Here is a 23,354-nt window from a genome sequence, read left to right on the forward strand (position 1 = left end):
GCGGCGAGTCGGCCGGCGCCCGCGCGCGGGCCGGCCGTCAATCGAGATGGACGACGGCGGTGCCGCGTTCGATGACGACCCGGTCGATGCGCCGCCCTGCCGGCATCCTGGCGAGCAGGTCGGAATCAAGCCGGTACACGGGTTCGCTGCGCGCGTACTCGGCGAAGAGTGCGTTGACGATGCTACGCGCGCCGCTGCCGAGCAGCGCGCCCGACTCGGGCAGGTCGAGCCGCAGCAGTTCCGGGTCCTGCAGGTGCAGGCCCTGCGTGCCCGGGTCATAGCGCAGGCCGCTGGCCACGGCGACCCGGCCGGTAGTGGCCCCCTGGCTTCCAAGCGCGCCCAGGCCGATGTCGAACTCCAGCCGCAGGCGCGACTCGCCCGGCGGGATCGAAAGCCGGGGATTGGCCAGCGTGACCGACACCAGCCCGCCGAGCTTGTCGAAGCTGCGCGGGAAGCGGTGGTCGAGCGATCGCTGCAGCTGCGCCGGCGAGTAGGCGACCTCGCCGTTGAGCCATGCCGAGACCACGCCAAGCGTCGAACAGGCGGCAAGCACCGCAGCGAGCATGGCCAGGACAGACAGGCGCAGGGCGGCGGGCATGTGAGGCATCCCGGAGGATGCCGCGGCAACGAGGCGCGTGCCGCGCGGCAGGTGCGCCTCAGGCACGGTCGAGCTCGCTGGCCAGGCGTTGCCGCAGCGCATCGTCGATCTCGAGCTGGCGGGCGAGTTCGTCAAGGTAGGCGCGCTCCATGAAATTCTGTTCGTCGACCGCCATCAGGCTGGCGAGATACATCTCCGACGCGATCTCGGGCGTGGTCGCGGCGCGCGCGACCTCGGCGGGATCGAGCGGCTTGGCCAGCTCGGCATGCAGCCACTGCTGCACCTCGGTGCCGGGGTTCATGCGAGCGAACTCGCCCTCGATCACCCCGCGCTCGCGCTCGTCGATATGGCCGTCCGCCTTCGCGGCGCCGACCAGCGCGCGCAGGATGGCCTCGCTGTGCAGGGCGGCCTGCGGCGGTGGCAGGCGGTCGACGGTCTGCGGCTGCACGCCCGGGGCGCCCTGCTGCGCCTTGTAGTCGCCGTAGGCCCGATAGGCCATGACGCCGATCGCAGCAAGGCCGCCATAGGTCGCGAGCTTCCGCGTGGTCTTGTTCTTGCCCAGCAGCAGGCCGAGCGCGCCGCCGGTGATCGCGCCCTTGCCGAAGTCGGCGTTGAGCAGGCCGCCCAGCGGCGCCTGCGTGCCGGGCGCCGACGTGCCGGCCTGTGACTTGAGGAGGTGGTCGAGGAAGCCTTGCAGGTTCATGGAGTGTCCAAGGGGGAGGGAAGGGAAAAGGTGGGTCAGGGTTGCAGTTCGCGCAGTTCGGCCGAGGCGATGTGCCAGCCGCGCGACGCACCCTCCACCTGCGAACTGCGCATGGTGAAACTGCCGATCTGGCGGACCTCGCGGCCGTCGCTGCCGCGGCTGGTCACGGTGACCGGGACTTCGACGTAGCGGCTCCCGGCCGCGCCCTCGACGCGACCCGGCTCACCCAGGGACACCGACGCGATGGCGAGGTCGCCCATGCCGGCCGCGAACTGCTCGGGAGTGCGCCCGCTGGCGCGACCGCCGTCCGACCATGCGGCGTACGCGCGCGCCAGGTCGCCGCGCCGCAGGGCGTCGTAATAGGCGCTGACGGCGGCGACGGCGTCCTCTTCGCCGGATGCGGATGGATTTGCCGGGCCGGACGGAGGTGTGGGCGGCGCGCCGAGGCCCGTCTCCGGATTGTCCTCGAGCGGAGGCAGGGGGCCTTCGGCGAAGGCGATGGCAGCGCCCGACCCGTCGGAAGCCGTGGCCACGCCGGCCGGGTCCGCATCGCCGGCGGGAGCTTGTCCGGGTACTGGCGTGATCACCCCCAGCGCCGCGGGGCCCGTCGCATCGGTCGAGGTCGCGGCGCCCCTCGCGGCGATGGCGTCGGGACCAGCGCCGCCGGGTATTGCAGTCACCGGGCCTGCCGCCGGCAGCGGCGCAGGCAGCGGTTCGGGCTTCTCTTCCACGGCGACCACCGGTTCGAATTCGCGCTCGCCGCAGGCCGCCAATGCGAACAGCAAAAGGCACGCGGATGAGAACCGGACCAGGGAGGAAGGCATGGGGGGCACCGGCGGTGGACAGGTCGGGCAACGATACGCCCGGCGGATGAAGGCCCGGTCACCGATGCGTCAGGGCAGGGACTCCAGGACGCGCCGGTGCGGCTGCAGCCAGGCCAGCAGCATCCCCAACAGCACCATCGCCACCAGGTCGAACGCGACCTGCCGCAGCATCAACGACAGCGGCAACGGCTGGCCGACGAAGGCGAGCACGTGCCAAGGCACGTAGGACACCAGCGCCACCGCGAGCCCGAAGCGCGCGCCACGGCCGAGGTCGACGCCATCGCTCGCCGGCATGCGTCGGTAAAGCCAGGTCATCGCCAAGCCGAGGGTGAGATAGGCGGGGAGGATCCACGCCGCGTGCGCGTTGGCCTGTTCCTGCGTGCGGTAGAGCGTGGCCAATGCCTGGTAGTCGGCGCGCAGCAACAGCCCGTGGACGATCACGCCGAGCAGCAGCGCCGCCGCGGCGACCACGATTCCGCAGATCCAGAAACGCTTGTCCATGCCTCGTGTCCCATCTGTGCGACGCGAAGCGGCCGCGCGATGCGCAGAGCCTAGCGCCGCCCGGGCACCGCGTCGATCACGGCGGGGCATCCGCGGACGGGGCGGGACCCGCGGCGTCTCCCGCGCGCAGCAAAGATGTCCACGCCGTCATGACTGCGATCGGTGCCGCGCGGTGCGCCGAAGGTATCGGCGACCCGCCGGGATGCAACGCCGTCGACCGGCATCGCCACTGCCGGGGGCGGCGGCATCCGCGACAGCTCCCAGAGCAGCCGCGGCTTGGCCATGAAGGGCTGGTGCCAGCACCAGTACGCCGCTGCACCAAGCAGCGCGAGCACGGCAACGGACGTCAGCGTGGACCGCAGCGGCCGGGCGTAGTCGCGCGGCTGCCGGCCTTCGGGGATATCGGGACGCATGCATGATCCGGTCGATCGTCGGAGACCGAGCATGCCGTATCCATGATGCGGGCCGCGTCATCGCTGTCGCGCCGCAAAAGAAAAAACCCCGCGATTGCGGGGTCTTTTCGTCAGGCGGGAAGCTGCGGTCAGGCCGCGGCGTCCTTGAGCTTCTTCAGCGGACGCACCTTGACCTTCACCGAAGCCGGCTTGGCCGCGAACCACTGCTCTTCCTTGGTGAAGGGGTTGATGCCCTTGCGCTTCGGCTTGGCCGCGACCTTGACCGAGGTGATCTTCAGCAGGCCGGGCAGGGTGAAGCTGCCGATGCCCTTCTTGTTGATCGAACCGTGCACCGCGCCCTCGAGCGAGGCCAGCACCGCGCGGACATCCTTCGCGGCAAGGCCGGTGGACTCGGCGATGTGGGAGACCAGGCCCGACTTGGTCAGGGCGTCCTTGATCGGCTTGGGTGCGGCCGGCTTCGCAGCGGCGGCCTTCTTCGGGGCGGCTTTCTTGGCCGCCTTGGTTGCTTTCTTCGCCATTTGAGTGTGATTCCGTTTATCGGTGATGGGATGTCGGCCGACCCCGTCGGCAAGCGCAATGTAGGGCATGCCCGGGGCCACGCCAAGTGGGAAAGCAGGGGAAAACCGCATCTTTCCAGCCTGTCGTCCCTGTGGAGGGTGCTTCGATGTCCGGGCGCGGGGCACCTAATCGTCGTCCTGGTGTGGGTGCCAGGCCTCGGCGAGCTTCTGCTGCAGCTGTGCGGGAACAGGCTCGTAATGGCTGAAATCAAGCGAATATCGGCCACGTCCGGCGGTTGCCGACTGCAGTTCCGTGGGGTAGCCATCGAGCTCCGACAGCGGCACCTGCGCCTTGACCACGATGTCGCCGCCGCGCGTGGAATCGGTACCCAGGATGCGCGCCCGGCGGCCGGCCAGGCCACCGCTGATATCGCCCATGTGCGCTTCCGGCGCGGTCACCACCAGGTCGACGATCGGCTCGAGCACCCTCGGCGAGGCCTTGCCCACCGCGTCCAGGAAGGCTTTGCGCCCCGCCGCCGCGAACGCGACTTCCTTGCTGTCGACCGGGTGGTGCTTGCCGTCGTGCACGATCACGCGCACGTCCTGGATCGGATGCCCGGCCACCGCGCCCCCGGCCAGGGCCTGGCGCACGCCCTTTTCCACCGCCGGGATGAACTGGCCGGGGATGGTGCCGCCCTTCACCGCGTCGACGAACTCGAAGCCCGCGCCGCGCTGCAGCGGCTCGACGCGCAGCATGACCTCGCCGAACTGTCCGGCGCCCCCGGTCTGCTTCTTGTGCCGGTGGTGGCCTTCGGCGGTGGCGGTGATGGTTTCGCGATAGGCGATGCGCGGCGGGCGCGTCGACACGTCCACGCCGTGGCGCTCGCGCAGGCGTTCGAGCTGGATGCGCAGGTGCAGTTCGGACAGCCCGCGCACCACGGTCTCGTTGGTCTCGGCATCGTGCTCCACCTGGAAGCAGGGATCCTCCTCGGACAGTTTGTGCAGCGCCGTGGCCAGCTTCTGCTCCTGCCCGCGGCTGCCGGCTTCCACGGCCAGGCCGAACATCGGACGCGGCCAGGCCATGGCTTCGAGGTGGATGTCGTCTTCGTCGTGGCTGTCGTGGAGCACGGCGTCGAAGTGCAGTTCCTCCACCTTCGCCACTGCGGCGATGTCGCCCGGCACGGCCTGGTCGATCTCGACGTGGTCCTTGCCCTGGATCCGGTACAGGTGCGCCACCTTGAACGGCTTGCGGCCGTCGTCGACGAACAGCTGCTGGTCGCGCTTCACCGTGCCCTGGTGGACGCGGAACACGCCGAGCTTGCCGACGAAGGGGTCGTTGATGATCTTGAAGACGTCGGCGATCACGTGTGCGTCCGGGTCGGGGCGCGAGGCCACCGCTGCCGCGTCCTTGCCCGTGCCGCGCGTGAACGGCGGCGGATTCGCTTCGCCCGGATGCGGGAACAGGGTGGCGATGATGTCGAGGTATTCGCGCAGCCCCGTGCCGGTGCGCGCCGAGACGAAGCACACCGGCACCAGGTGGCCTTCGCGCAGGCATTGCTCGAAGGCGTCATGCAGTTCGTCGCGGCCGAGCGCGCGCTCGCCGCCGTCGAGGTAGTGCTCCATCACCGATTCTTCGACCTCGACCACCTGGTCGAGGATGCGTCGGTGCCAGTCGGCCACCGGGCCGATGTCGCTGTCGCCACCGTTGCCGGCGAAGCAGTCCACCACGCGGCTGCCGCCCTCGGCCGGCAGGTTGACCGGCAGCACCTCGGGACCGAACTCCTCGCGCAGCTCGTCGAGCAGGCGCGCGCAGTCCGCGCCCTCGGCGTCGATCCGGTTGACCACGATCGCGCGGCACAGCCCGCGCTTCCCCGCGTGCTCCATGATGCGACGGGTGCCGTGGCCGATACCGGCATCGGCGTCGACCACCACCGCCACGGTCTCCACCGCCGACAGCGCCGACAGCGCCGGGCCGCGGAAGTCCGGATAGCCCGGCGTGTCGAGCAGGTTGACGTGGACCCGGGTGCCGTCGCTCGTGCGGTGGTCGATGCCGGCGATGGCCGCGTCGATGGAGTGCCCGCGCGTTCGCTCCTGCGGATCGAAGTCGGACACGGTGCTGCCGCGTTCGATGCTGCCTGCCGCCTGGATCGCGCCGCCGGCATGCAGCAGGGCTTCGAAGAGCGTGGTCTTGCCGGCGCCGGGGTGGCCTGCGAGGGCCACGTTGCGGATGTCTGGGGTGGCATGGGACATGGGTCCGTTTCTCCCTTGGCTGGGCGGAAAGGACGTCATGGCTGTCCGTCGCGTGTTGCGACCGGGCCTGCGCGCGGCGGGCGGTCATGGCGGATCGCAACAGTAGCGCGGCCCCCGCACGGGCGTCGCGTTGCGACGCAGCATCCGCGCAGGCATTGACAGCGCGCAGTAGGAGGGCTAATCAGCCAGGCAGCACGCTGGCTCCAGGGGATGGGAAATGTCGGGTAACGCATGCAGGGTTGGTCCCATGGATGATCGCGCGCGCTCCAGGGGCCGCCGACCGGCTTCATTCGCACTCGCGGCCTGCCTGCTGACCTGCTTTGCGCCAACGGCCGGTGCCTTCTTCGATGAGGAACCCGAGAAGCCCCCGCACGATCTGGAACGTGTCACGGTCCGGGGCGTTCCCTTTGTACCCATCAGTATCAACATTTCGCTGAGTTTCGGAGGTTTCGGGTTCAATCCGAGCGCGTTAGGCCCGGTCGCCGCTGTCGGCGCCGACGATTCCAACGAGGATCCCTGCGGGAGCAGTGGGACGCCTGCCGCAGGCACCACTGCGCACCCGGTCGATATTGCCACCGGCGTCAAGCTGCTGAACGAACTTGATTTCGCGTCAGGCCAACCCGGAAGCACGCTGTCGATGCTGCGCACCTACCGGAGCACGCGGAGCGGTACGGGCATCTTCGGTGCCAAATGGGCGTCGACAATCGAGTACTCGCTCGCGTTCGAATATGCGGGGCAGACCTGCCAGGGGTGGCTGGGCGGGCCCATGGCCTGCAGCGCGAGCGGCAATCTGCTTTCGATCATGGTCCGTTATGGCCCGGGCGCGGGCCGCAAGTTCGACCCTGCGGGCGCAGGCATATGGAGCAATGAGGACGGCGCAACCCTCGGCAAGTCCGGCACCAGCTGGGTGCTGACCAATGCCGATGGTGGCATCGAGACCTACAACGCACACGGACAGGCCGTTTCGATCCTCGATGCGCGGGGCGTTGGCAACCAGTATGCGTACAGCAGCAATCGGCTGAGTTCGGTCACGCATTCTTCCGGACGGAGCATGGGTTTCACCTGGTCCGGCAACCGCGTGAACACGGTCACGGCCCCGAACGGCAAGACGTACACTTACGGTTACGCCGGCGTGCACCTGAGCAGCGTCACGTATCCAGACAGCCTTGGCACGCGAACCTACCATTACGAAGACGCGGCGCTTCTCGGTAGGGTGACCGGCATCACCGTCGATGGTGTGCGATACAGCCGCTACAGCTACCACCCCGATGGCCGCGTCAAGAAGTCCGGGCTCGGCAATGGCGATTTCGACAGCAGCTCGTTCACCTACGGGCCGGACCACGTCAGCGTCGGCAATGCACTGGGGCAGACCACCAAGTATCTCGTCAACGAACTCGACGGCAGCAGGCGCATCATCGGCATCGAGCGCCCGGCCAGCGGCGCGTGCCCCGCCGGGTGGCAGCGCTACACCAGCTTTGACATCCACGGAAACGTGGACTTCGAGCTCGATGCCTACGACGTGAAAACTCAGTACAGCTACAACGCCAGTGACCGGCTCATCCAGAAGATCGCCGGCATCGGCCCCGCTGGCGAGACCGATCAGCGCCAGGTGACGCAGTACGAGTGGGATCCCGTCAACCCGGACCGGCTGCTCAAGGTCAAGGTCTTCGGCGCGTCGGTCGCCGAGCCGATTTCCGAGACAAGCTACTCCTATTATCCCGACGCGGATCCGCGGCGCCATCTGCTGCAGTCGGTCGCAGTGAAGAACCGGAGTTCGCACGGGATCCCCGACAGCACGCAGGTCACTTCCTACGATTACACCGTCCACCCGAGCAGGCTCGTCGCCACGGCCACCATCGACGGCCCGGTCGCAGGGTCAGCGGATGCGATCGTCTACACCTTCGACACGGCTGGCAATCCGACTTCGGTCAGGAACAGCCTGAATCACACGACGACCTATTCGAACTACAGCGCGCTCGGCATCCCGGGCCGGGTGGTGAATGCGAATGGCGCCATCACGGACTTCACGTACGACGCCCGCGGGAGTCTCCTGACGCGCAAGGACCACATCAACGGCACCACGGCCACCACCATCCATGAGAACAATTCGCATGGCCAACCGAAGAAGGTCACGCACCCGGATGGAAAGGTCTACACGTATGGCTACGCCCAGCACGGAAGACTGGCGTGGGTCTCCACCACGCGCCCGGCCGAACCAGGGGAGATATTGAACAGCACCGATGGACTGGTGACCGAATTGGGGGGAATCAATTACAACCTGTTCGGCGAGCCGATCCAGTACGTGAACGAAAGGCGATGGAACGAACTGGTGTGCATTCCGAACCCGATCTGCGGCATCGATCCCGACCCGGGGTCCGGCCAGGTAGTCGTTAGAAGCGAGATCACTTACCGGCAGTTCATCGAATACGATCCCTCAGGCTTCGTTCGTGCCGTGAAGGGTACGAGTGGCCAGGACGTCCGTTATACATACGACGCCAATGGCAACGTCAAGACGATGACCGATTCGCTTGATCGCGTGACCACGCTCACCTATGACCGGCAGCAGAATGTCGTCCAGTCGGTGGGGCCGCTGAACCGGATCATCAACTTCCAGTACGACCGCATCGGCCGGTTGACCAGCGTCGTCGACCCGCGCGGCAACGCCACGTCGTACGTCTACGACGGCTTTGGCCAGCTGTGGTCGCAGGCGAGCCCGGATACCGGGACCACGGCCTTCGAGTACAACGCCGGCGGGCTGCGTACCAAGATGACCCGGCACTCCGCGGCCACCACCAGCTTTGCCTATGACGGTCTGGGGCGTCCCGTGTCGATCACGGCGGGCGGGCAGGTCCAGACCCTCGCCTACGATGCATGCACGCACGGCAAGGGGCGGCTCTGTCAGGTCGTCGACCCGACCGGAAGCGTCAACTACACGTACACCCCGCAGGGGCGGCTGGCCGGCCAGAGCAGCGCGATGCCCGCCGGCGGCGCAGCCGCCCATGCGTACACGTACGACACCCTTGGCCGGCTGACGGGGATAGGCTACCCCGGCGGCGTGGGCGTCGGGTACGGCTATGTGAGCGGACGGCTGCGCACGATCACGGCCACCGTCGGTGGCACATCCCACAACGTGATCACCGGGCTGCGCCACCAGCCGTTTGGCCCCGCGGTCGCATGGAGCTGGGGCAACGGTTTGAGGCGCGAGATCAGCTACGACGTTGACGGCCGCGTGACCGAGCTGAATACCCGGAACGGCAGCGCCTATCTGCAACGTCTCGGTTATCAATACACCGGGCACGACGAAATCAGCAAGATCACCAACCACGTGAATCCAACGCTGACCCAGGACTATGGCTACGACGCCCTCTCACGCCTCACCACGGCCACGGCGAGCGGCGCGAACCAGAACCTTGCATGGGACATCAACGGCAACCGCTCCAGCCACACCTGGGGCGGCGCCACGGATCTCTACAGCACGCCCGCGTCGAGCAACCGGCTTGGCGCCATCGCCGGGCAGCGGGCCACCAGCTATGCCTACGATGTCAACGGCAACACCCTGAGCGGCGAGGGCGCGGCCTATACGTACAACACCTTCAACCGCCTGGCGACGGCGAGCAAGGCGGGGGTGACCACGATTTACGCGATCAATGCGCTTGGCCAGAGAGTGCACAAGAAGGTCGGCGCGGGCGCGAACCAGTGGTTCAGCTATGGCCCGGGCGGGCAGCTGCTCGGCGAACACCAAGGCAGCTGGACGCACTACGTGTGGCTAGGCGGCACGCCGGTGGCCAGGATCAAGGGCAGCCAGGTGAGCATGATCCACACCGATCACCTGGGACGCCCGGAGATCGTGACCAACAGCGCCAAGGCGGTGGTATGGCGGGCGAGCAACCATGCGTTCGACCGGACCGTGACGCTGGACAGTCTCGGGGGGCTGAACCTGGGTTTTCCGGGGCAGTACTACGACGGGGAAACCGGGCTCTGGTACAACGTCAATCGGACGTACAATCCGCGAACGGGACGGTATCTGGAAAGTGACCCCATTGGATTGGGGGGCGGAACGAACACATACGCCTATGTCGGGGGGAATCCGGTTAACTACTTTGATCCGCTCGGACTCGAAAGATTTGCGGGATATTGCAAAGCCTTGGATTACGTTGCTAAGGCCGGGTCGATCGAAGGGGCTCTCGGTGCAGCGCAAGCTGATCGGATGGCGAGGGGTTGGGAGGCCCGGACCGATACAGGTAACAGCCTTAGGAATGCCGAGAACTATCTGGCTGCCTATGTGGCTGTAGACGAAGGCGCAAATCGATGGGCTGGCAGGGTTGGAACTGCGGGTTCGATGTTTTGGGCTGTGCCGGCATATCAGGCTTTTAATGGGCTCACAAATGCCAACCCACATTCGCCCCCCACGGTTCAAGCGATTCATGCGGGATGGGCTGGACTGCGAGACGGAAACGTAGATAAGCCACAATCAGATCCTGATTGCGGGTGCGGAAAATGATAATTTCTGAACTTCCACGCCCAAAGATCATTTCTTTGGCGGTGGTGACTTTTAATCTCGCATTCGCTGCTAGCTGGATCGCGGCAGGAACGCGATCCATGTTTAATGGAGGCCTGGCGGTTGGCGCACTACTGTCAGCGATTGGAATATGGATACTGATAGGCACGCTAAGATCAAGCGTCGCTTCTCTGCAAATAGCTGCGTTGAGCTACACCTTCGCAGTTCTCGGCACGGCCATATACACATGGCTTCCTCCACCTGAATCAAGGTCGCCATTTGGTGTTCCCGGAGCGTTCGCGGCCATGTTTCTAATGGCACTGCTAGCAGTCGGCTCTGTTTGGCTGGCAAGACAACTACTTGCTCAAAACAAGAACAAAGATTAGAGAGCCGTAGGCAAGAGTCGAAATTCCAGCAAGGGATTGAACACCTACGCCTATGTCGCAGGTAACCCAGTCAGTCGTATCGACCCGTGGGGGTTGCAAGCACATTCAGTCTGCGAAACACGGGAAATTCTCAACTCTATTCGCAGTCAAATGAGTACTGGAAGTCCGGTCTCGGCTGCGAGGCAAGCTATTCAGAACCACACTGGTCGAAACGCCGGAAATATCGGCGCTCACGACTACGCAATGCGTGCCGGCAATCCTACATTTAGTTATGATGGAAGGACCATGACGGGAGCGCAGTTTGGGAACTATGCTGCCGGTTACGCTGGATGGCATTACGGAGGCGTGAGAGGTCTTGCGGCCGTGCTCTGGGGAGGGGTCAGGTATCAAGCAGAAGATACTGCGGCATCACTTCTTTCCGCCGGCGCTCAAGTGACCCCTTTTAACTTTGATAATGATGGCAGCCGAGACGATATTCTCGCAGGGGCGAAAAGGGCTCAGAATGAGCTCGCCAACCGCCTTGTCAGTTGCGGGTGTCCCTGATCATGAGTGAAATCACGATTATCTCTCTAGCCACGAGCCTGCTGATTTTGCTTGGTATCGTTATCTGTTTCGCCAAGCGGCGGTGGCTACGAGTTATGGCGCTGACTGCCATCTATGCCTTGTTTACCGGAACGGTCATGTTCGGCATGGGCGCAACAAGGATGCTTGCCCAAAAAGCCATTGCCGAGGGACGATCACAGGATTACGTCAGCGGAATCGCGTCACGGGACACTCAACTGCGCCCAGCTCGTTTGATTGCCCAGCTTTTTGGGACCGGTCTATTCCTCTTTGGGTTGCGGGGATTAGCTGGAGCCTCGTCCGTCAATTACGACGGGCGGGGGAAGATCGCAAGCAGTTCACCCTCGGCCAAATCTGGTGATTCAGAAGAATAGCTGCGCATTTGATGGTGAATCGAAGATGGGAAGCTGATTCACATGTGCGATCGAGTCCGACGCGATCTCTTGGGCTGCCTGCGAGGTCCGCGCGGCTAATCGAACACCAACGTAACGACCCCACGGCTACCGTAGTGGATCGCACACTCACGGAGCATCCGACATGGGCATTTCACGCAAGGCCACCGCACACTGGGAAGGCGACCTGAAGTCCGGCCGCGGCAGCATCAGCACGCCCGCCAGCGGATTGATGCAGGACACCCGCTACGGCTTCAACAGCCGGTTCGGCGACGAGAAGGGCACCAACCCCGAGGAGCTGATCGCCGCCGCGCATGCCGGCTGCTTCACGATGGCGCTGGCCAACGCCCTGGCCGAAGCCGGGCATCCGGCGGATTCGCTGGACTCGCGCGCGGAGGTCGACCTGTCGATGGAGGGCGGGCCGACGCTGAGCGCGATCCGGCTTTTCACCAAGGCGAAGGTGCCCGGGATCGACGAGGCGAAGTTCCGCTCGATCGCTGACGACGCCAAAAAGAACTGCCCGGTCTCGAAGGCGCTGTCGGCGGTGCCGATCACGCTTGAGGCCGAACTCCTGGGCTGAGTCCCACAGCGCCGGGCAGTTACTGTCGGCGCGATGAACGTGACTCCCGCCGCGGCGCTGCGCTCGTGTGGATTCAGCCGCGCGTCAACGCCAACATCCTAGCGTTGCGTTCGAGCGTCAGGGTGGCGCGCGGAGCCTGCCATGCGTCGTGCCGCCGTCCTTGCCATCGCCCTCGTCGCTGCCAGTGGCTGCGCATCCACGCAGTCGCCCTACGGGCCTGCCTATCCCCAGGCCAACCTCAATGGCCCGGGCATCCCCGACGATGGCGGCTAAGACCTTGCGCGCGTGGTGCGCGTCGACCCTGTTTTTGACGGCGCCCGCGGCTACCCGGCGTCGCAGCAGCGCTGTTACACGCGGGAGGATCATTACACCGGCGGGTACGGAAGCGATGACTATCGCGACTACGGTTCGTACGGGGACGACGGGTACGCGCGCGACGCGTATGGCCGCGACACGTACCGCCAGGACGGCTACGACGGCCATGACGGCGATCGCTATCGCCGCGACGAAGAGAACCGGCGCATGGTCGCCACCGTGGTGGGCGGCGTGGTGGGCGCGGTGCTGGGCAGCAAGGTCGGCGGCGGCTCCGGCCGCTACGCCACGTCGGCGATCGGGACCATGGTGGGCGGCATCGCCGGACGCGAGATCTACGACGCCAGCCAGCGCGACCGCGTCGACCGCCATGGCCGCGTGACCGTCTGCGATCCGGTGCCGGACCGTCATGCCTCGGGCCGGTACCCCGATGACGGCTACGGTGGCGTGACCGAGTACGACGTGACCTACGAATACGGCGGCCGCCGCTACACCACCCGCACCGATTACCACCCCGGCGACACCATCCGGGTGCGCGTGGACGTGCGGCCGGAGTAGGCGGCGGCGAGGCCGCACCAGCGGCGTGCTGCGGAGCGTCATTGCCCTGCCGCGTGATCACCGACATAGTCGGCGCGGTCCATCCAGGGAGCCCGCCGCATGCGTCGTCTCGTCAACGTTCCGATCGCCCCCGTCGCCGCGGGCCTGCTGCTCGCGCTTGCCGCGACAGCCCATGCCGCTGATGGCGAGCGCCTGCTGACCGCGGCGCGGATCCACACGTCCGACGCCGCGATGCCGGTCGCGACCGCGATGGCCTGGGATGCCGAGGGCCGGATCATTGCCGTGGGCGACGCCGCCGAACTTGCCGCGCGCTATCCCGATGCCGAGCGCATCGACGCCGGCGACGCCACCGTGGTCCCCGGCCTGATCGACGCCCACGCCCATCTGGTCGGTCTTGGCCACGCCCTCATGCAGGCCGACCTGGTGGGCGCGCGCAGCACCGCCGAGATCGTCGAGCGCCTGCAGGCATTCGCGAAGGACATGCCGGCGGATGCCTGGCTGATGGGCCGCGGCTGGGACCAGAACCTCTGGCCGGAGACCGCGTTCCCGACCGCCGCCGTGCTCGATGCCGCGTTCCCGGAGCGCCCGGTGGTGCTCGAACGCATCGACGGCCACGCCACCTGGGCCAACAGCGCGGCGATGCGCGCCGCCGACCGCGACCTGTCCGGCGACTGGCAGCCCGATGGCGGCCGGGTACTGCGCGAGGACGACCAGCCCACCGGCGTCTTCATCGATACCGCTTCGAGCCTGGTCTACGCCGCCGCGCCCGCGCCCGGCGAGGAGTGGCAGGACCGGGCGTTCGAGCGTGCCCTGCAGCATGTCGCCAGCCTCGGTTTGACCGGCGTGCATGACATGGGCACCTCCGACGCGGATCTCGCGCTGATGAACCGCTTCGCAGACCGCGGCGCGCTGAGCCTGCGCGTGCGCGCCTACGCCTCCCGCGGCGCCGGCGCGATCGAGTCGCTGTGCCGCGACGGCGCCTACCACCACGACTCCGGCCGCCTCGACATGCGCGGCGTGAAGCTGATGATCGACGGCGCCCTGGGCAGCCGCGGCGCGGCGTTGATCGAGGACTACAGCGACGATCCGGGCAATCGCGGCCTGCTGATCCAGGATGAGGACGCCTTCGAGGTCGCGGTGCGGCAGGCACAGGGCTGCGGACTGCAGGTCGCCACCCACGCCATCGGCGACCGCGGCAACCGCATCGTGCTCGACACCTACGCGCGCGCGCTGGGCGCCGATGCCTCCGGCGACCATCGCTGGCGCGTCGAACATGCACAGGTGGTGGCGCCCGGCGACATCGCGCGCTTTGGCGAACTGAAGCTGGTGGCGTCGATGCAGCCGACGCATGCGACCTCCGACATGCCCTGGGCGGGCGCGCGGCTGGGCGAGGCGCGGCTTGCGGGCGCGTACGCCTGGCGCAGCTTCGTCGAGGCCGGCGTGCCTTTGGCCCTTGGGTCTGATTTCCCCGTGGAGTTCGCCGATCCGCGGCTGGGCCTGCTTGCGGCGGTGACGCGGCAGGACGTCCATGGCCATCCGCCGGGCGGCTGGCTGCCCGGGCAGGTGCTGACCGCGGCCGAAGCGCTGCACGGCTTCACCGCGGGCGCGGCGTGGGCGGCATTCGACGAAGACGAGATCGGACGCCTAGCGCCGGGGCTGCGCGCGGACTTCGTGATCCTTGGGCAGGACCCGCTGGCGATTCCGGGCAACGAGCTCGACGAGCTCACGGTGCGCTCGACTTGGGTCGATGGGCAGCCTGTGTTCGAGGCTGATTGATCGCCACTGTGGGAGCGGCTACAGCGCGATCGATCTGATTGCCACTGTGGGAGCGGCTATAGCCGCGATCGATCAATGGCAGAGCGATCGCCGCTGTAGCGGCTCCCACAACAGAGTGCGGATCAGCTCCAGTCGATCGTGCCGCTGACGACGCTGCGCGCACGGCCGCCGGACCAGACTTCGCCTTCCTCGTCCACGCGCAGTTCGATGATGGCGTCGTGGCCGACTTCGCGGCCCTGGCTGATGCGGTAGAAGCCGGTGTCGCCGGGGAGGGCGTCGCGTTCCGCAAGCCAGGCCGCAAGCGTGGCGTTGGCGGCACCGGAAGCGACGTCTTCAAACGGCGCGGGTGATCCCACCCAGGCGCGCACCGCAAGGTAATAGACCGGGTCCTCGCTGCGCGCGAACACGCACAGGCCTATGGTGCCGGTGGCTTCGGCGAGCGCGGTGATCGCCGCCCAGTCGGGCGTCGCGGAGCGCAGCTCAGCCTCGTCGCGCAGTTCGGCCAGCCACCAGCGACGACCACCGTCCATCAGCACAGAGGGCAACGCGCCGGTGGCAAGTCCGGCGAGCGCGTCGCGAAGCCTCGCATCCGCGGCATCGGCGACTTCGACCACGCTTGCGCGCGGCGTGCGCACCGCGACCGTGCGCTTTGCGCCTTCGCCGTCCACGCGCAGCGGCAGCTCGCCCACCGCGCAGGACTGGACCAGCAGGCCGTCGCGCGGCGTGACCAGTCCGCGGTCGAGCAGCACGTGCGCGGTGCCGACGCTGGGATGGCCGGCGAAGGGCACTTCGCGGCGCGGACTGAAGATCCGCACCGCGTAGTCCGCGGTCGGCGTGGGCGTGGGAAAGACGAAGGTGGTTTCCGGCAGCCGCGTCCAGCGCGCGATGGCCTGCATCGTGGCGTCGTTCAGGCCGGTGGCATCGGGGACGACGGCCAGCGGATTGCCCGCACCGGGGCGGTCGGCGAAGACGTCGAGCTGGACATAGGGGCAGGCGGGCATCGAGGGAGCTCCAACGCGGGGCGCGCCAGTGTAGCCGTGGCCGATGGCGGTCGATGCTTGCGGCCCGGGGTGCCGGGCCGCCTGCGGCGCTAGAATCGCAGGCCTTGCCCGCTCCGCCGGAACACCGGCCGCCCATGCCAACCATTGCCCAACCCGACCGCTGGATCGTGCTCAAGTTCGGCGGCACTTCGGTGTCGCGCCGCGAGCGCTGGGACACCATCGGCCAGCTGGCCGCGTCGCGCGCGGCGGACGGGGACCGCGTGCTGGTGGTGGTGTCCGCGCTGTCGGGCGTCACCAATGAACTCACCGCGATCGCCGACGGTGCGTCGGACACGGAGGCGCGGGTGCAGGCGCTGGTGGAACGGCATGTCGGCTTCGCCATCGCCCTTGGGCTCGACCCGGACGCCGTGCTCGGCGGCCGCCTGGACGCGCTGCGCACCCTGGTCGCCGAGCCTCGCGCCCGCGCGCGGCCGCTGGACTGGCAGGCCGAAGTGCTGGCCCAGGGCGAGTTGCTGTCGTCGACGCTCGGCGCGGCCTACCTGCGCAGCCGTGGCCTCGACTTCGGCTGGTGCGATGCGCGGGACTGCCTGCAGGCGGTGTCGCTGCCCAACCAGAACGACTGGGCGCGGCGGCTGTCCGTGGCCTGCCGCCGCGACGCCGACACCGGCTGGCGAGCGCGCTTCGACGCACAGCCGGGCGCCATGATCCTCACGCAGGGCTTCATCGCCCGCCACGAAGACGGCGGCACGGCGATCCTGGGCCGCGGCGGATCGGACACCTCGGCGGCGCACTTCGGCGCGTTACTGGGCGCGCGGCGGGTCGAGATCTGGACCGACGTGCCGGGCATGTTCAGTGCCAATCCGCGCGAGGTGCCGGACGCCCGCCTGCTCACGCGCCTGGACTATGCCGAGGCGCAGGAAATCTGTACGACCGGCGCCAAGGTGTTGCATGCGCGCGCGATCAAGCCCTGTCGCGATGCCGGCGTGCCGATCGCGATCCTGGACACGGCGCGCCCGGAGCTTCCCGGCACGCGCATCGACGGCGGCGCCGACACCGTGCCCGGGGTCAAGGCCATCTGCCGCCGCGACGGCGTGGTGCTGGTGTCGATGGAAACCATGGGCATGTGGCAGCAGGTCGGCTTCCTGGCGGACATCTTCGAGATCTTCCGCCGCCACGGGCTGTCGGTCGACCTGATCGGCTCGTCGGAAACCAACGTCACCGTGTCGCTCGACCCGAGCGAGAACCTGGTCAGCACCGACGTGCTGGCGCGCCTGTCGGAAGACCTGGCGCGCAGCTGCCGGCTGAAGGTGATCGCGCCCTGCGCCGCGATCACCCTGGTCGGGCGCGGCATGCGCTCGCTGCTGCACAAGCTGTCCGATGTCTGGGCGACCTTCGACCGCGAGCGCGTGCACCTGATCTCGCAGTCGTCCAACGATCTCAACCTGACCTTCGTCATCGACGAAGCCGACGCCGAGGGCCTCATGCAGGAAATCCACGACGAACTGATTGCAAGCGGCGCGATGCCGGTGCGCGACACCGATGTCTTCGGGCCCCGCTGGCGGGAGATCGAAGGCCGGCTGCGGCGACGCGAGGCGCCGTGGTGGCAGGCACGCCGCGAGGAGTTGCTGGCGCTGGCCGCGCAAGGCACGCCGCGCTACGCCTACGACCCGGCCACGGTGCGCGCCCGCGCGCGCCAGCTGGAGGCCGTGGCCGCGGTCGATCGCCGCTTCTACGCGATCAAGGCCAACCCGCACCCGGACATCCTGCGCCTGATCGTGGACGAGGGCTTCGGGCTGGAATGCGTGTCGGCGGGCGAGATCGAGCACGTGTTTTCGGTGCTGCCGGGGCTCGATCCGGAGCTCGTGCTGTTCACGCCGAGCTTTGCGCCGATCGAGGAATACGCGCTCGCGTTCGAGCGCGGCGTGACCGTGACCCTGGACAACGTCGAGGCGCTGCAGCGCTGGCCGGACGTGTTCCGCGACCGCGCGCTGTGGCTGCGCGTCGACCTCGGCCGCGGGGAAGGGCATCACGAGAAGGTGCGCACCGGTGGCCTGGCATCGAAGTTCGGCCTGCAGGTCGATCGCGTCGAGGACTTCCTGGCCGCCGCGCGTCCACTTGGCGTGCGCGTCACCGGACTGCACGCGCACCTGGGCAGCGGCGTCGACACGCCCGACCACTGGCGCGAGGTCTGCGACGAACTGGGCGGCATCGCCGACCGCATCGGCAGCATCGACACCATCGACATCGGCGGCGGCCTGCCGATCCCCTATCGCGAGGACGACGAACCCTTCGACCTCGATGCCTGGAGCGCCGGCCTGGCGGAGGTCAAGGCCGCGTATCCGGCCTACCGCCTGGCGATCGAGCCGGGCCGTTTCCTGGTCGCGGAAGCGGGCGTGTTGTTGCTGACCACCACCCAGGTGGTGGAAAAGGGCGGCATCCGCCGCGTCGGCGCCGACGCCGGCATGAACGTGCTGCTGCGCCCGGCGTTGTACGAGGCCTGGCACGACGTCCACAACCTGTCGCGGCCCGACGGTGGCGAGATGGCCGCCTTCGACATCGTCGGCCCGATCTGCGAATCCGGCGATGTGCTCGGCCACCACCGGCCCTTGCCGGGCGACACCGCGCCCGGCGACGTGCTGCTGGTCGCCGACGCCGGCGCCTATGGCATGGCCATGGCCAACACCTACAACCTGCGCGCGCTGCCTGCTGAGAGCGTGCTCGTGGAGAGCAAGGAATGAGCATCGTGTTCACGCGCGAGGCGGTGGCGTGTTTCCGCTTCGTCGACTGCGGCTTCGATCCCGCCACCGGCATCGCGCGCCTGGTCTACGCCTTCGACGACGGCCCCGAGCTGGTCGAGACGGTGACCGTGCCGGGCGCGCCGTTCGTGCTGGATGGTGCGCGCGCCGAGGCCGCGACCCGGGCGCTACGGCTGCTGCACCTGGTCGCAGGCGTGAGCTATTACAAGGCCGCGGTGCCTGGCGACATCCGCATTGACGGCTACGCCATCGACGGCGACACCGCGGCCTTGCTGGACGACGTGTACCTGCACGGCCTGGGCGAGTTCGCGTATCGCAACGGGCTTGACCTGCACGGGCGCATCCGGTTTCCGCACGCCGCCGACGCGGCGCGGGCGCCGACGGGCGACATCGGCCTGTCCACCCGCGCGCTGGTGGCCATCGGTGGCGGCAAGGACTCGCTGGTCTCCATCGAAGCCCTGCGCGCCGCCGGCATCGAGCAGACCGTGTCCTGGATCGGGGGCTCGCAGCTGATCCGCGCCTGCGCCGAACGCACCGGCCTGCCGACGCTCAACATCGGCCGCCAACTGGCACCGGAACTGTTCGAGTACAACCGGCAGGGTGCGTACAACGGGCATATCCCGGTGACCGCGATCAACTCCGCGATCCTTGCCTTCGCGGCGGTACTGCTGGGTGCCGGCCAGGTCGTGTTCTCCAACGAGCGCTCGGCCAGCTACGGCAGCCTGATCGAGGGCACCGGCGAGGTGAACCACCAGTGGTCGAAGGGCTGGGCCTTCGAGCAGGCCTTTGCCGCCCACCTGCAGCGCCACGTCGCCGCCGACCTGCGCTACTACTCGCTGCTGCGGCCGCTGTCGGAGCTGGCGGTGGCGCGGCAGTTCGCGCGCAGCGATCGTTACGACGCCTGGTTCTCGAGCTGCAACCGCAACTTCCACCTGCTCGGCGAGCGCCCCACCAGCCGCTGGTGCGGGGTGTGCCCGAAGTGCCACTTCGTGTTCCTGGCGCTGGCGCCGTTCATGCCCAAGCCGCGGCTGGTCGGCATCCTCGGCCGCAACCTGCTGGACGATCCGGCGCAGATCCCCGGCTACGACGCGCTGATGGAATACCGCGACCACAAGCCCTTCGAGTGCGTGGGCGAGGCGCGCGAGTCGCGCGCGGCGATGGCGGCGCTTGCGGCACGCCCTGAGTGGCGCGAAGACGCAGTGGTGGCGCGATTCCGCAGCGTGATCCAGCCGCAGCTCGCGGGCGAGGACCTCGAGATCGCGCCGCTGCTGGTGGCCGATGCGGAACACGGCATCCCTGACGCGGTCTGGAGCCGGCTGCATGCGCATTTCGCAGCTTGAAGGCCGGCGCATCGCGCTCTGGGGCTGGGGTCGCGAAGGCCGCGCGGCCTACCAGGCGCTGCGCCGGCGGCTGCCTGCGCAGCCGCTGACGCTGTTCTGCGCACCTGACGAAGTCGCGTCGGCCGAGGCGCTGGGCGACGGGCTGCTGTCAGTCGAGACGGACGCCAGCGCCGGCCGCCTGTCGGCGTTCGAAGTCGTGGTGAAGTCGCCGGGCATCAGCCCCTACCGGCCCGAAGCCCTGGTGGCCGCCCGCGCAGGCACGGCGTTCATTGGCGGCACTGCGCTCTGGTTCGGCGAGCGGGCAGGGGACGGCGAAGTCGCCCGCGGCGTCGCCTGCGTCACCGGCACCAAGGGCAAGAGCACCACCACGGCGCTGCTGGCGCACCTGCTGCGCGCCGGCGGCGTGCGCACCGCGCTGGCCGGCAATATCGGCCTGCCGCTGCTGGAGGTGCTGGATGGCGATGCCGACGCCTGGGCCATCGAGCTGTCGAGCTACCAGACCGGCGACGTGGCGGCCGGCGGCGTGCGTCCGGACGTGGCGGTGGTGACCAACATCTTCCCCGAGCACCTGGACTGGCACGGCAGCGAAGACCGCTACGTGGAGGACAAGCTCGCGCTGGTGACGCGCGCGGGTCCGCGCATCGCCGTGCTCAACGCCGCCGACCCGCGGCTGGCCGCGCTCGGCGGCTCACTCGATCCCGCGACCGAAGTGCGCTGGTACGGCCGCGACGACGGCTGGCACCTGCGCGGCGACATGCTCCACCGCGGCGACGAAGCGGTGTTCGACACCGGCGACGTGCCGCTGCCCGGACGCCACAACCGCGGCAACCTGTGCGCGGCGCTGGCGGCGATCGAGGCCCTGGGCCACGACGCCGTGGCGCTGGCGCCGGCGGCGCGCGGGTTCCGGCCGCTGCCGCACCGCCTGCAGGTGCTTGGCGAGCGCGATGGTGCCACCTGGGTCAATGATTCGATCAGCACCACGCCACACGCGACCCTGGCCGCTCTGGATGTCTACGGTGGGCGACGCGTGGCGCTGCTGGTGGGTGGCCACGATCGCGGGCTGGACTGGTCGGACTTCGCTGCGCGCATGCGCGACGATGCACCGGCGGCGGTCGTGACCATGGGTCGGAACGGCCCGCGCATCCATGAGCTGTTGGCGCCGCTGGCGGAGGCCGGCCACTTCGTCCTGTGCGAAGCGCCCGACCTTGCCAATGCGATCGCGCAGGCGCGGGCTGTGCTGGCCGCTGGCACGCGCCCGGCGACAGGCGACGTCATCCTGCTGTCCCCGGGCGCGCCGAGCTTCGGTCCCTATCGTGACTACGTCGAGCGCGGCCGCCACTTCGCGCGGCTGGGCGGCTTCGATCCCGATGCGATCGCGGCGATTGCGGGGCTGGGGATCGCTTCGTCGAATCCTGGCTGAAGCGGAGCACGGTACGGCGGTTCGCAGCCGCTGTTGTTGTTGCTGTTGCTGTTGCTGTTGCTGTTGCTGTTGTGGGAGCGGCTATAGCCGCGATGGGCGCAGAAGCACTGCCGTGGAGCAGCTATCGCTGCCCGGACACATCGATCGCGGCTATAGCCGCTCCCACAAACGGCCGGCTCCCACAGGCCCCGGCTCCCACTGAATCCGAATTCCTAAAGCGCGATCCCCGGGAACTCCTAGGCGCCGCGGTCCACTGCGTGCCGCACCAGTCCGCGCAGCGCGGCCACGGCCTGGCTGTCCTCCAGCCCGTCGAGCGCGGCCTCGGCCAGGGCGGCGTATTCCCGGGCGCGTGCAAGGCTGTACTCAAGCCCGCCGCTGGCGTGGATCGCGGCGATCGCTTCGCCCAAGGCATCGACATCGCCCTCTTCGACGATCGCGCGCAGGCGCAGGCGCAGCGCGTCGTCGGCTCGGTCCATGGCGTGGATCAGGGGCAGCGTCATCTTGCCCTCGGCGAGGTCGTCGCCCAGGTGCTTGCCCAGCGAGGCCTCGTCGGCGCTGTAGTCGAGTACGTCGTCGGCGATCTGGAAGGCGATGCCGAGGTTGAGCCCGTAGTCGTGCAGCCGCTGCTGCACCTCCTCGCTCGCGCCGGCCAGCAGCGCGCCCAGGCGCGTGGCGGCGGCGAACAGGATCGCGGTCTTGCGCTCGATCACGCGCAGGTAGGCGGCTTCGTCCACGTCCGGGTTGCGCACGTGGAGCAGCTGCAGCACCTCGCCCTCGGCGATGCGGTTGGTGGTGTCGGCGAGGATCTCCTGGATCGGCATCGAACCCAGTTCGACCATCAGCTGGAAGCTGCGCGAATACAGGAAGTCGCCGACCAGCACGCTGGCGGCATTGCCGAAGACCGCGTTGGCGGTGCTGCGGCCGCGGCGCAGGTCGGATTCGTCGACCACGTCGTCGTGGAGCAGGGTGGAGGTGTGGATGAACTCCACCACCGCCGCCAGCTGGTGCGCGTCCGGGCCCTGGTGGCCCAGCGCCCGGGCGGCAAGCAGCAGCAGCATCGGGCGCAGGCGCTTCCCGCCTCCGGCCACGATGTGCTCGGCCACGTGGTTCACCAGGACCACGTCGGACGCCAGTCGGCGGCGGATCAGGGCGTCGACCGCGGCCATGTCGGCGGCGGCGTAGGCCTGGATCTCGGGCAGCGGGAGGGCGGGGCTGGCCGGGGCGGCCTGGGAGTCGGGATCCATGTCGGGCGCGGTTCTGGGGGCCGTCATTATAGGGTCCGGGGCCCGTTCGCGGCCCCGCGCGGCGTTCCCCGACCGTGGGCCGGGGAACCGGCGGATGGCCGGGGGGCGGCGGTTATACTCACCCTTTTCCTCCGCCAATCCCGGCGAAGAGCGACAGGAACCCAATCCATGGCCCGCGGAATCAACAAGGTCATCATCGTCGGCAACCTCGGCAACGATCCCGACGTCAAGTACACCCAGAGCGGCACCACGATCACCACCATCAGCGTGGCCACCACCGAGGCCTGGAAGGACAAGCAGTCCGGGCAGCAGCAGGAGCGCACCGAGTGGCACCGGGTCAAGTTCTTCGGTCGCCTGGCGGAGATCGCCGGCGAGTACCTGAAGAAGGGCCGCCAGGTCTATGTCGAAGGCTCGCTGCGCACTGACAAGTACACCGGCAAGGACGGCGTCGAGCGCTACACCACCGACATTATCGCCAGCGAGATGCAGATGCTGGGCGGCGGTGGCGAGGGTGGTGGTGGACAGCGCGGTGGCGGCAGCGGCGACTATCAGCGCGGCGGCGGCGATAACCAGCGTGGTGGACGCGAGGCGCCCGGTCCGGGCCGCCAGGGCCAGGGTCCCGGAGCGGCCGCGGGCGGCGCAGCCGGTGGCGCAGCTGGCTCGCAATTCGACGACGGCGGTTTCTCGGACGACGACATCCCGTTCTGATCGCCCCCCGGCGGTCGCAGCATTCCCAGGAGGATT

Annotated in this window: 19 protein-coding genes; 10 read left to right on the top strand and 9 right to left on the bottom strand. The window is 68.4% G+C overall.

Annotated features, from left to right (window positions below):
- Nucleotides 1-37: 37 nt before the first annotated feature.
- The 7 genes from ACW5E8_RS02135 to fusA form a co-directional block, all read right to left on the bottom strand.
- Nucleotides 38-598, bottom strand: coding sequence for a DUF1439 domain-containing protein (locus tag ACW5E8_RS02135; protein ID WP_456963857.1), 561 nt, complete (start codon nucleotides 596-598; stop codon nucleotides 38-40).
- A gap of 58 nt (nucleotides 599-656) precedes the next feature.
- A complete protein-coding gene (locus ACW5E8_RS02140; RefSeq protein ID WP_456963858.1) occupies nucleotides 657-1,301 on the bottom strand; it encodes a tellurite resistance TerB family protein in 645 nt (214 codons plus the stop codon).
- 35 nt (nucleotides 1,302-1,336) lie between these two features.
- Nucleotides 1,337-2,125, bottom strand: coding sequence for a hypothetical protein (locus ACW5E8_RS02145; RefSeq protein WP_456963859.1), 789 nt, complete (start codon nucleotides 2,123-2,125; stop codon nucleotides 1,337-1,339).
- 69 nt (nucleotides 2,126-2,194) lie between these two features.
- Nucleotides 2,195-2,626, bottom strand: coding sequence for a hypothetical protein (locus ACW5E8_RS02150; protein ID WP_456963860.1), 432 nt, complete (start codon nucleotides 2,624-2,626; stop codon nucleotides 2,195-2,197).
- A gap of 50 nt (nucleotides 2,627-2,676) precedes the next feature.
- The gene (locus ACW5E8_RS02155; protein WP_456963861.1) at nucleotides 2,677-3,039 is read right to left on the bottom strand and encodes a hypothetical protein; all 363 of its coding nucleotides are present in this window, start codon (nucleotides 3,037-3,039) and stop codon (nucleotides 2,677-2,679) included.
- A gap of 128 nt (nucleotides 3,040-3,167) precedes the next feature.
- Nucleotides 3,168-3,557 carry an HU family DNA-binding protein gene (locus ACW5E8_RS02160; protein WP_456963862.1) on the bottom strand — a complete coding sequence of 130 codons (390 nt, stop codon included), beginning with the start codon at nucleotides 3,555-3,557 and terminating at the stop codon, nucleotides 3,168-3,170.
- A 165-nt stretch (nucleotides 3,558-3,722) separates the two neighbouring features.
- The gene (fusA, locus tag ACW5E8_RS02165) at nucleotides 3,723-5,786 is read right to left on the bottom strand and encodes an elongation factor G (RefSeq protein WP_456963863.1); all 2,064 of its coding nucleotides are present in this window, start codon (nucleotides 5,784-5,786) and stop codon (nucleotides 3,723-3,725) included.
- A 247-nt stretch (nucleotides 5,787-6,033) separates the two neighbouring features.
- On the opposite strand from fusA, the gene ACW5E8_RS02170 reads away from it, so the two are divergent.
- From ACW5E8_RS02170 to ACW5E8_RS02195, 6 genes are all read left to right on the top strand, one after another.
- Nucleotides 6,034-10,287, top strand: a complete 4,254-nt coding sequence (locus ACW5E8_RS02170) for an RHS repeat-associated core domain-containing protein (protein ID WP_456963864.1) — start codon at nucleotides 6,034-6,036, stop codon at nucleotides 10,285-10,287.
- Between the two features lie 928 nt (nucleotides 10,288-11,215).
- A complete protein-coding gene (locus tag ACW5E8_RS02175) occupies nucleotides 11,216-11,605 on the top strand; it encodes a hypothetical protein (RefSeq protein ID WP_456963865.1) in 390 nt (129 codons plus the stop codon).
- A gap of 163 nt (nucleotides 11,606-11,768) precedes the next feature.
- Nucleotides 11,769-12,203 carry an OsmC family protein gene (locus ACW5E8_RS02180; RefSeq protein ID WP_456963866.1) on the top strand — a complete coding sequence of 145 codons (435 nt, stop codon included), beginning with the start codon at nucleotides 11,769-11,771 and terminating at the stop codon, nucleotides 12,201-12,203.
- Between the two features lie 141 nt (nucleotides 12,204-12,344).
- Entirely contained in the window at nucleotides 12,345-12,476 is a 132-nt protein-coding gene (locus tag ACW5E8_RS02185) for a hypothetical protein (protein ID WP_456963867.1), read from the top strand.
- Nucleotides 12,477-12,488: 12 nt separating this feature from the next.
- Nucleotides 12,489-13,073 carry a glycine zipper 2TM domain-containing protein gene (locus ACW5E8_RS02190; RefSeq protein WP_456963868.1) on the top strand — a complete coding sequence of 195 codons (585 nt, stop codon included), beginning with the start codon at nucleotides 12,489-12,491 and terminating at the stop codon, nucleotides 13,071-13,073.
- 99 nt (nucleotides 13,074-13,172) lie between these two features.
- Nucleotides 13,173-14,849: an amidohydrolase gene (locus ACW5E8_RS02195; protein ID WP_456963869.1), complete on the top strand. Its 1,677-nt coding sequence runs from the start codon at nucleotides 13,173-13,175 to the stop codon at nucleotides 14,847-14,849.
- Nucleotides 14,850-14,971: 122 nt separating this feature from the next.
- On the opposite strand, the gene ACW5E8_RS02200 is transcribed toward ACW5E8_RS02195, so the two are convergent.
- Nucleotides 14,972-15,850 carry a PhzF family phenazine biosynthesis protein gene (locus tag ACW5E8_RS02200; protein ID WP_456963870.1) on the bottom strand — a complete coding sequence of 293 codons (879 nt, stop codon included), beginning with the start codon at nucleotides 15,848-15,850 and terminating at the stop codon, nucleotides 14,972-14,974.
- A gap of 134 nt (nucleotides 15,851-15,984) precedes the next feature.
- On the opposite strand from ACW5E8_RS02200, the gene ACW5E8_RS02205 reads away from it, so the two are divergent.
- Genes ACW5E8_RS02205 through murD form a run of 3 tightly spaced genes read left to right on the top strand, consistent with a single transcriptional unit; the run spans nucleotide 15,985 to nucleotide 21,366 of the window.
- Nucleotides 15,985-18,588, top strand: coding sequence for a bifunctional aspartate kinase/diaminopimelate decarboxylase (locus ACW5E8_RS02205; protein ID WP_456963871.1), 2,604 nt, complete (start codon nucleotides 15,985-15,987; stop codon nucleotides 18,586-18,588).
- Nucleotides 18,585-19,946, top strand: coding sequence for a UDP-N-acetyl-alpha-D-muramoyl-L-alanyl-L-glutamate epimerase (gene murL / locus ACW5E8_RS02210; RefSeq protein WP_456963872.1), 1,362 nt, complete (start codon nucleotides 18,585-18,587; stop codon nucleotides 19,944-19,946). Before ACW5E8_RS02205 ends, murL begins: the two co-directional genes overlap by 4 nt.
- Nucleotides 19,927-21,366, top strand: coding sequence for a UDP-N-acetylmuramoyl-L-alanine--D-glutamate ligase (murD, locus tag ACW5E8_RS02215; protein ID WP_456963873.1), 1,440 nt, complete (start codon nucleotides 19,927-19,929; stop codon nucleotides 21,364-21,366). The genes murL and murD overlap by 20 nt, the downstream gene beginning before the upstream one ends.
- 236 nt (nucleotides 21,367-21,602) lie before the next feature.
- On the opposite strand, the gene ACW5E8_RS02220 is transcribed toward murD, so the two are convergent.
- Nucleotides 21,603-22,610, bottom strand: coding sequence for a polyprenyl synthetase family protein (locus tag ACW5E8_RS02220; protein WP_456965212.1), 1,008 nt, complete (start codon nucleotides 22,608-22,610; stop codon nucleotides 21,603-21,605).
- Between the two features lie 168 nt (nucleotides 22,611-22,778).
- Between ACW5E8_RS02220 and ssb the strand changes: the two genes are divergently transcribed.
- A complete protein-coding gene (gene ssb, locus ACW5E8_RS02225) occupies nucleotides 22,779-23,318 on the top strand; it encodes a single-stranded DNA-binding protein (protein ID WP_456963874.1) in 540 nt (179 codons plus the stop codon).
- Nucleotides 23,319-23,354: the final 36 nt, after the last annotated feature.

The sequence above is a fragment of the Luteimonas sp. A649 genome (genome assembly GCF_054072735.1).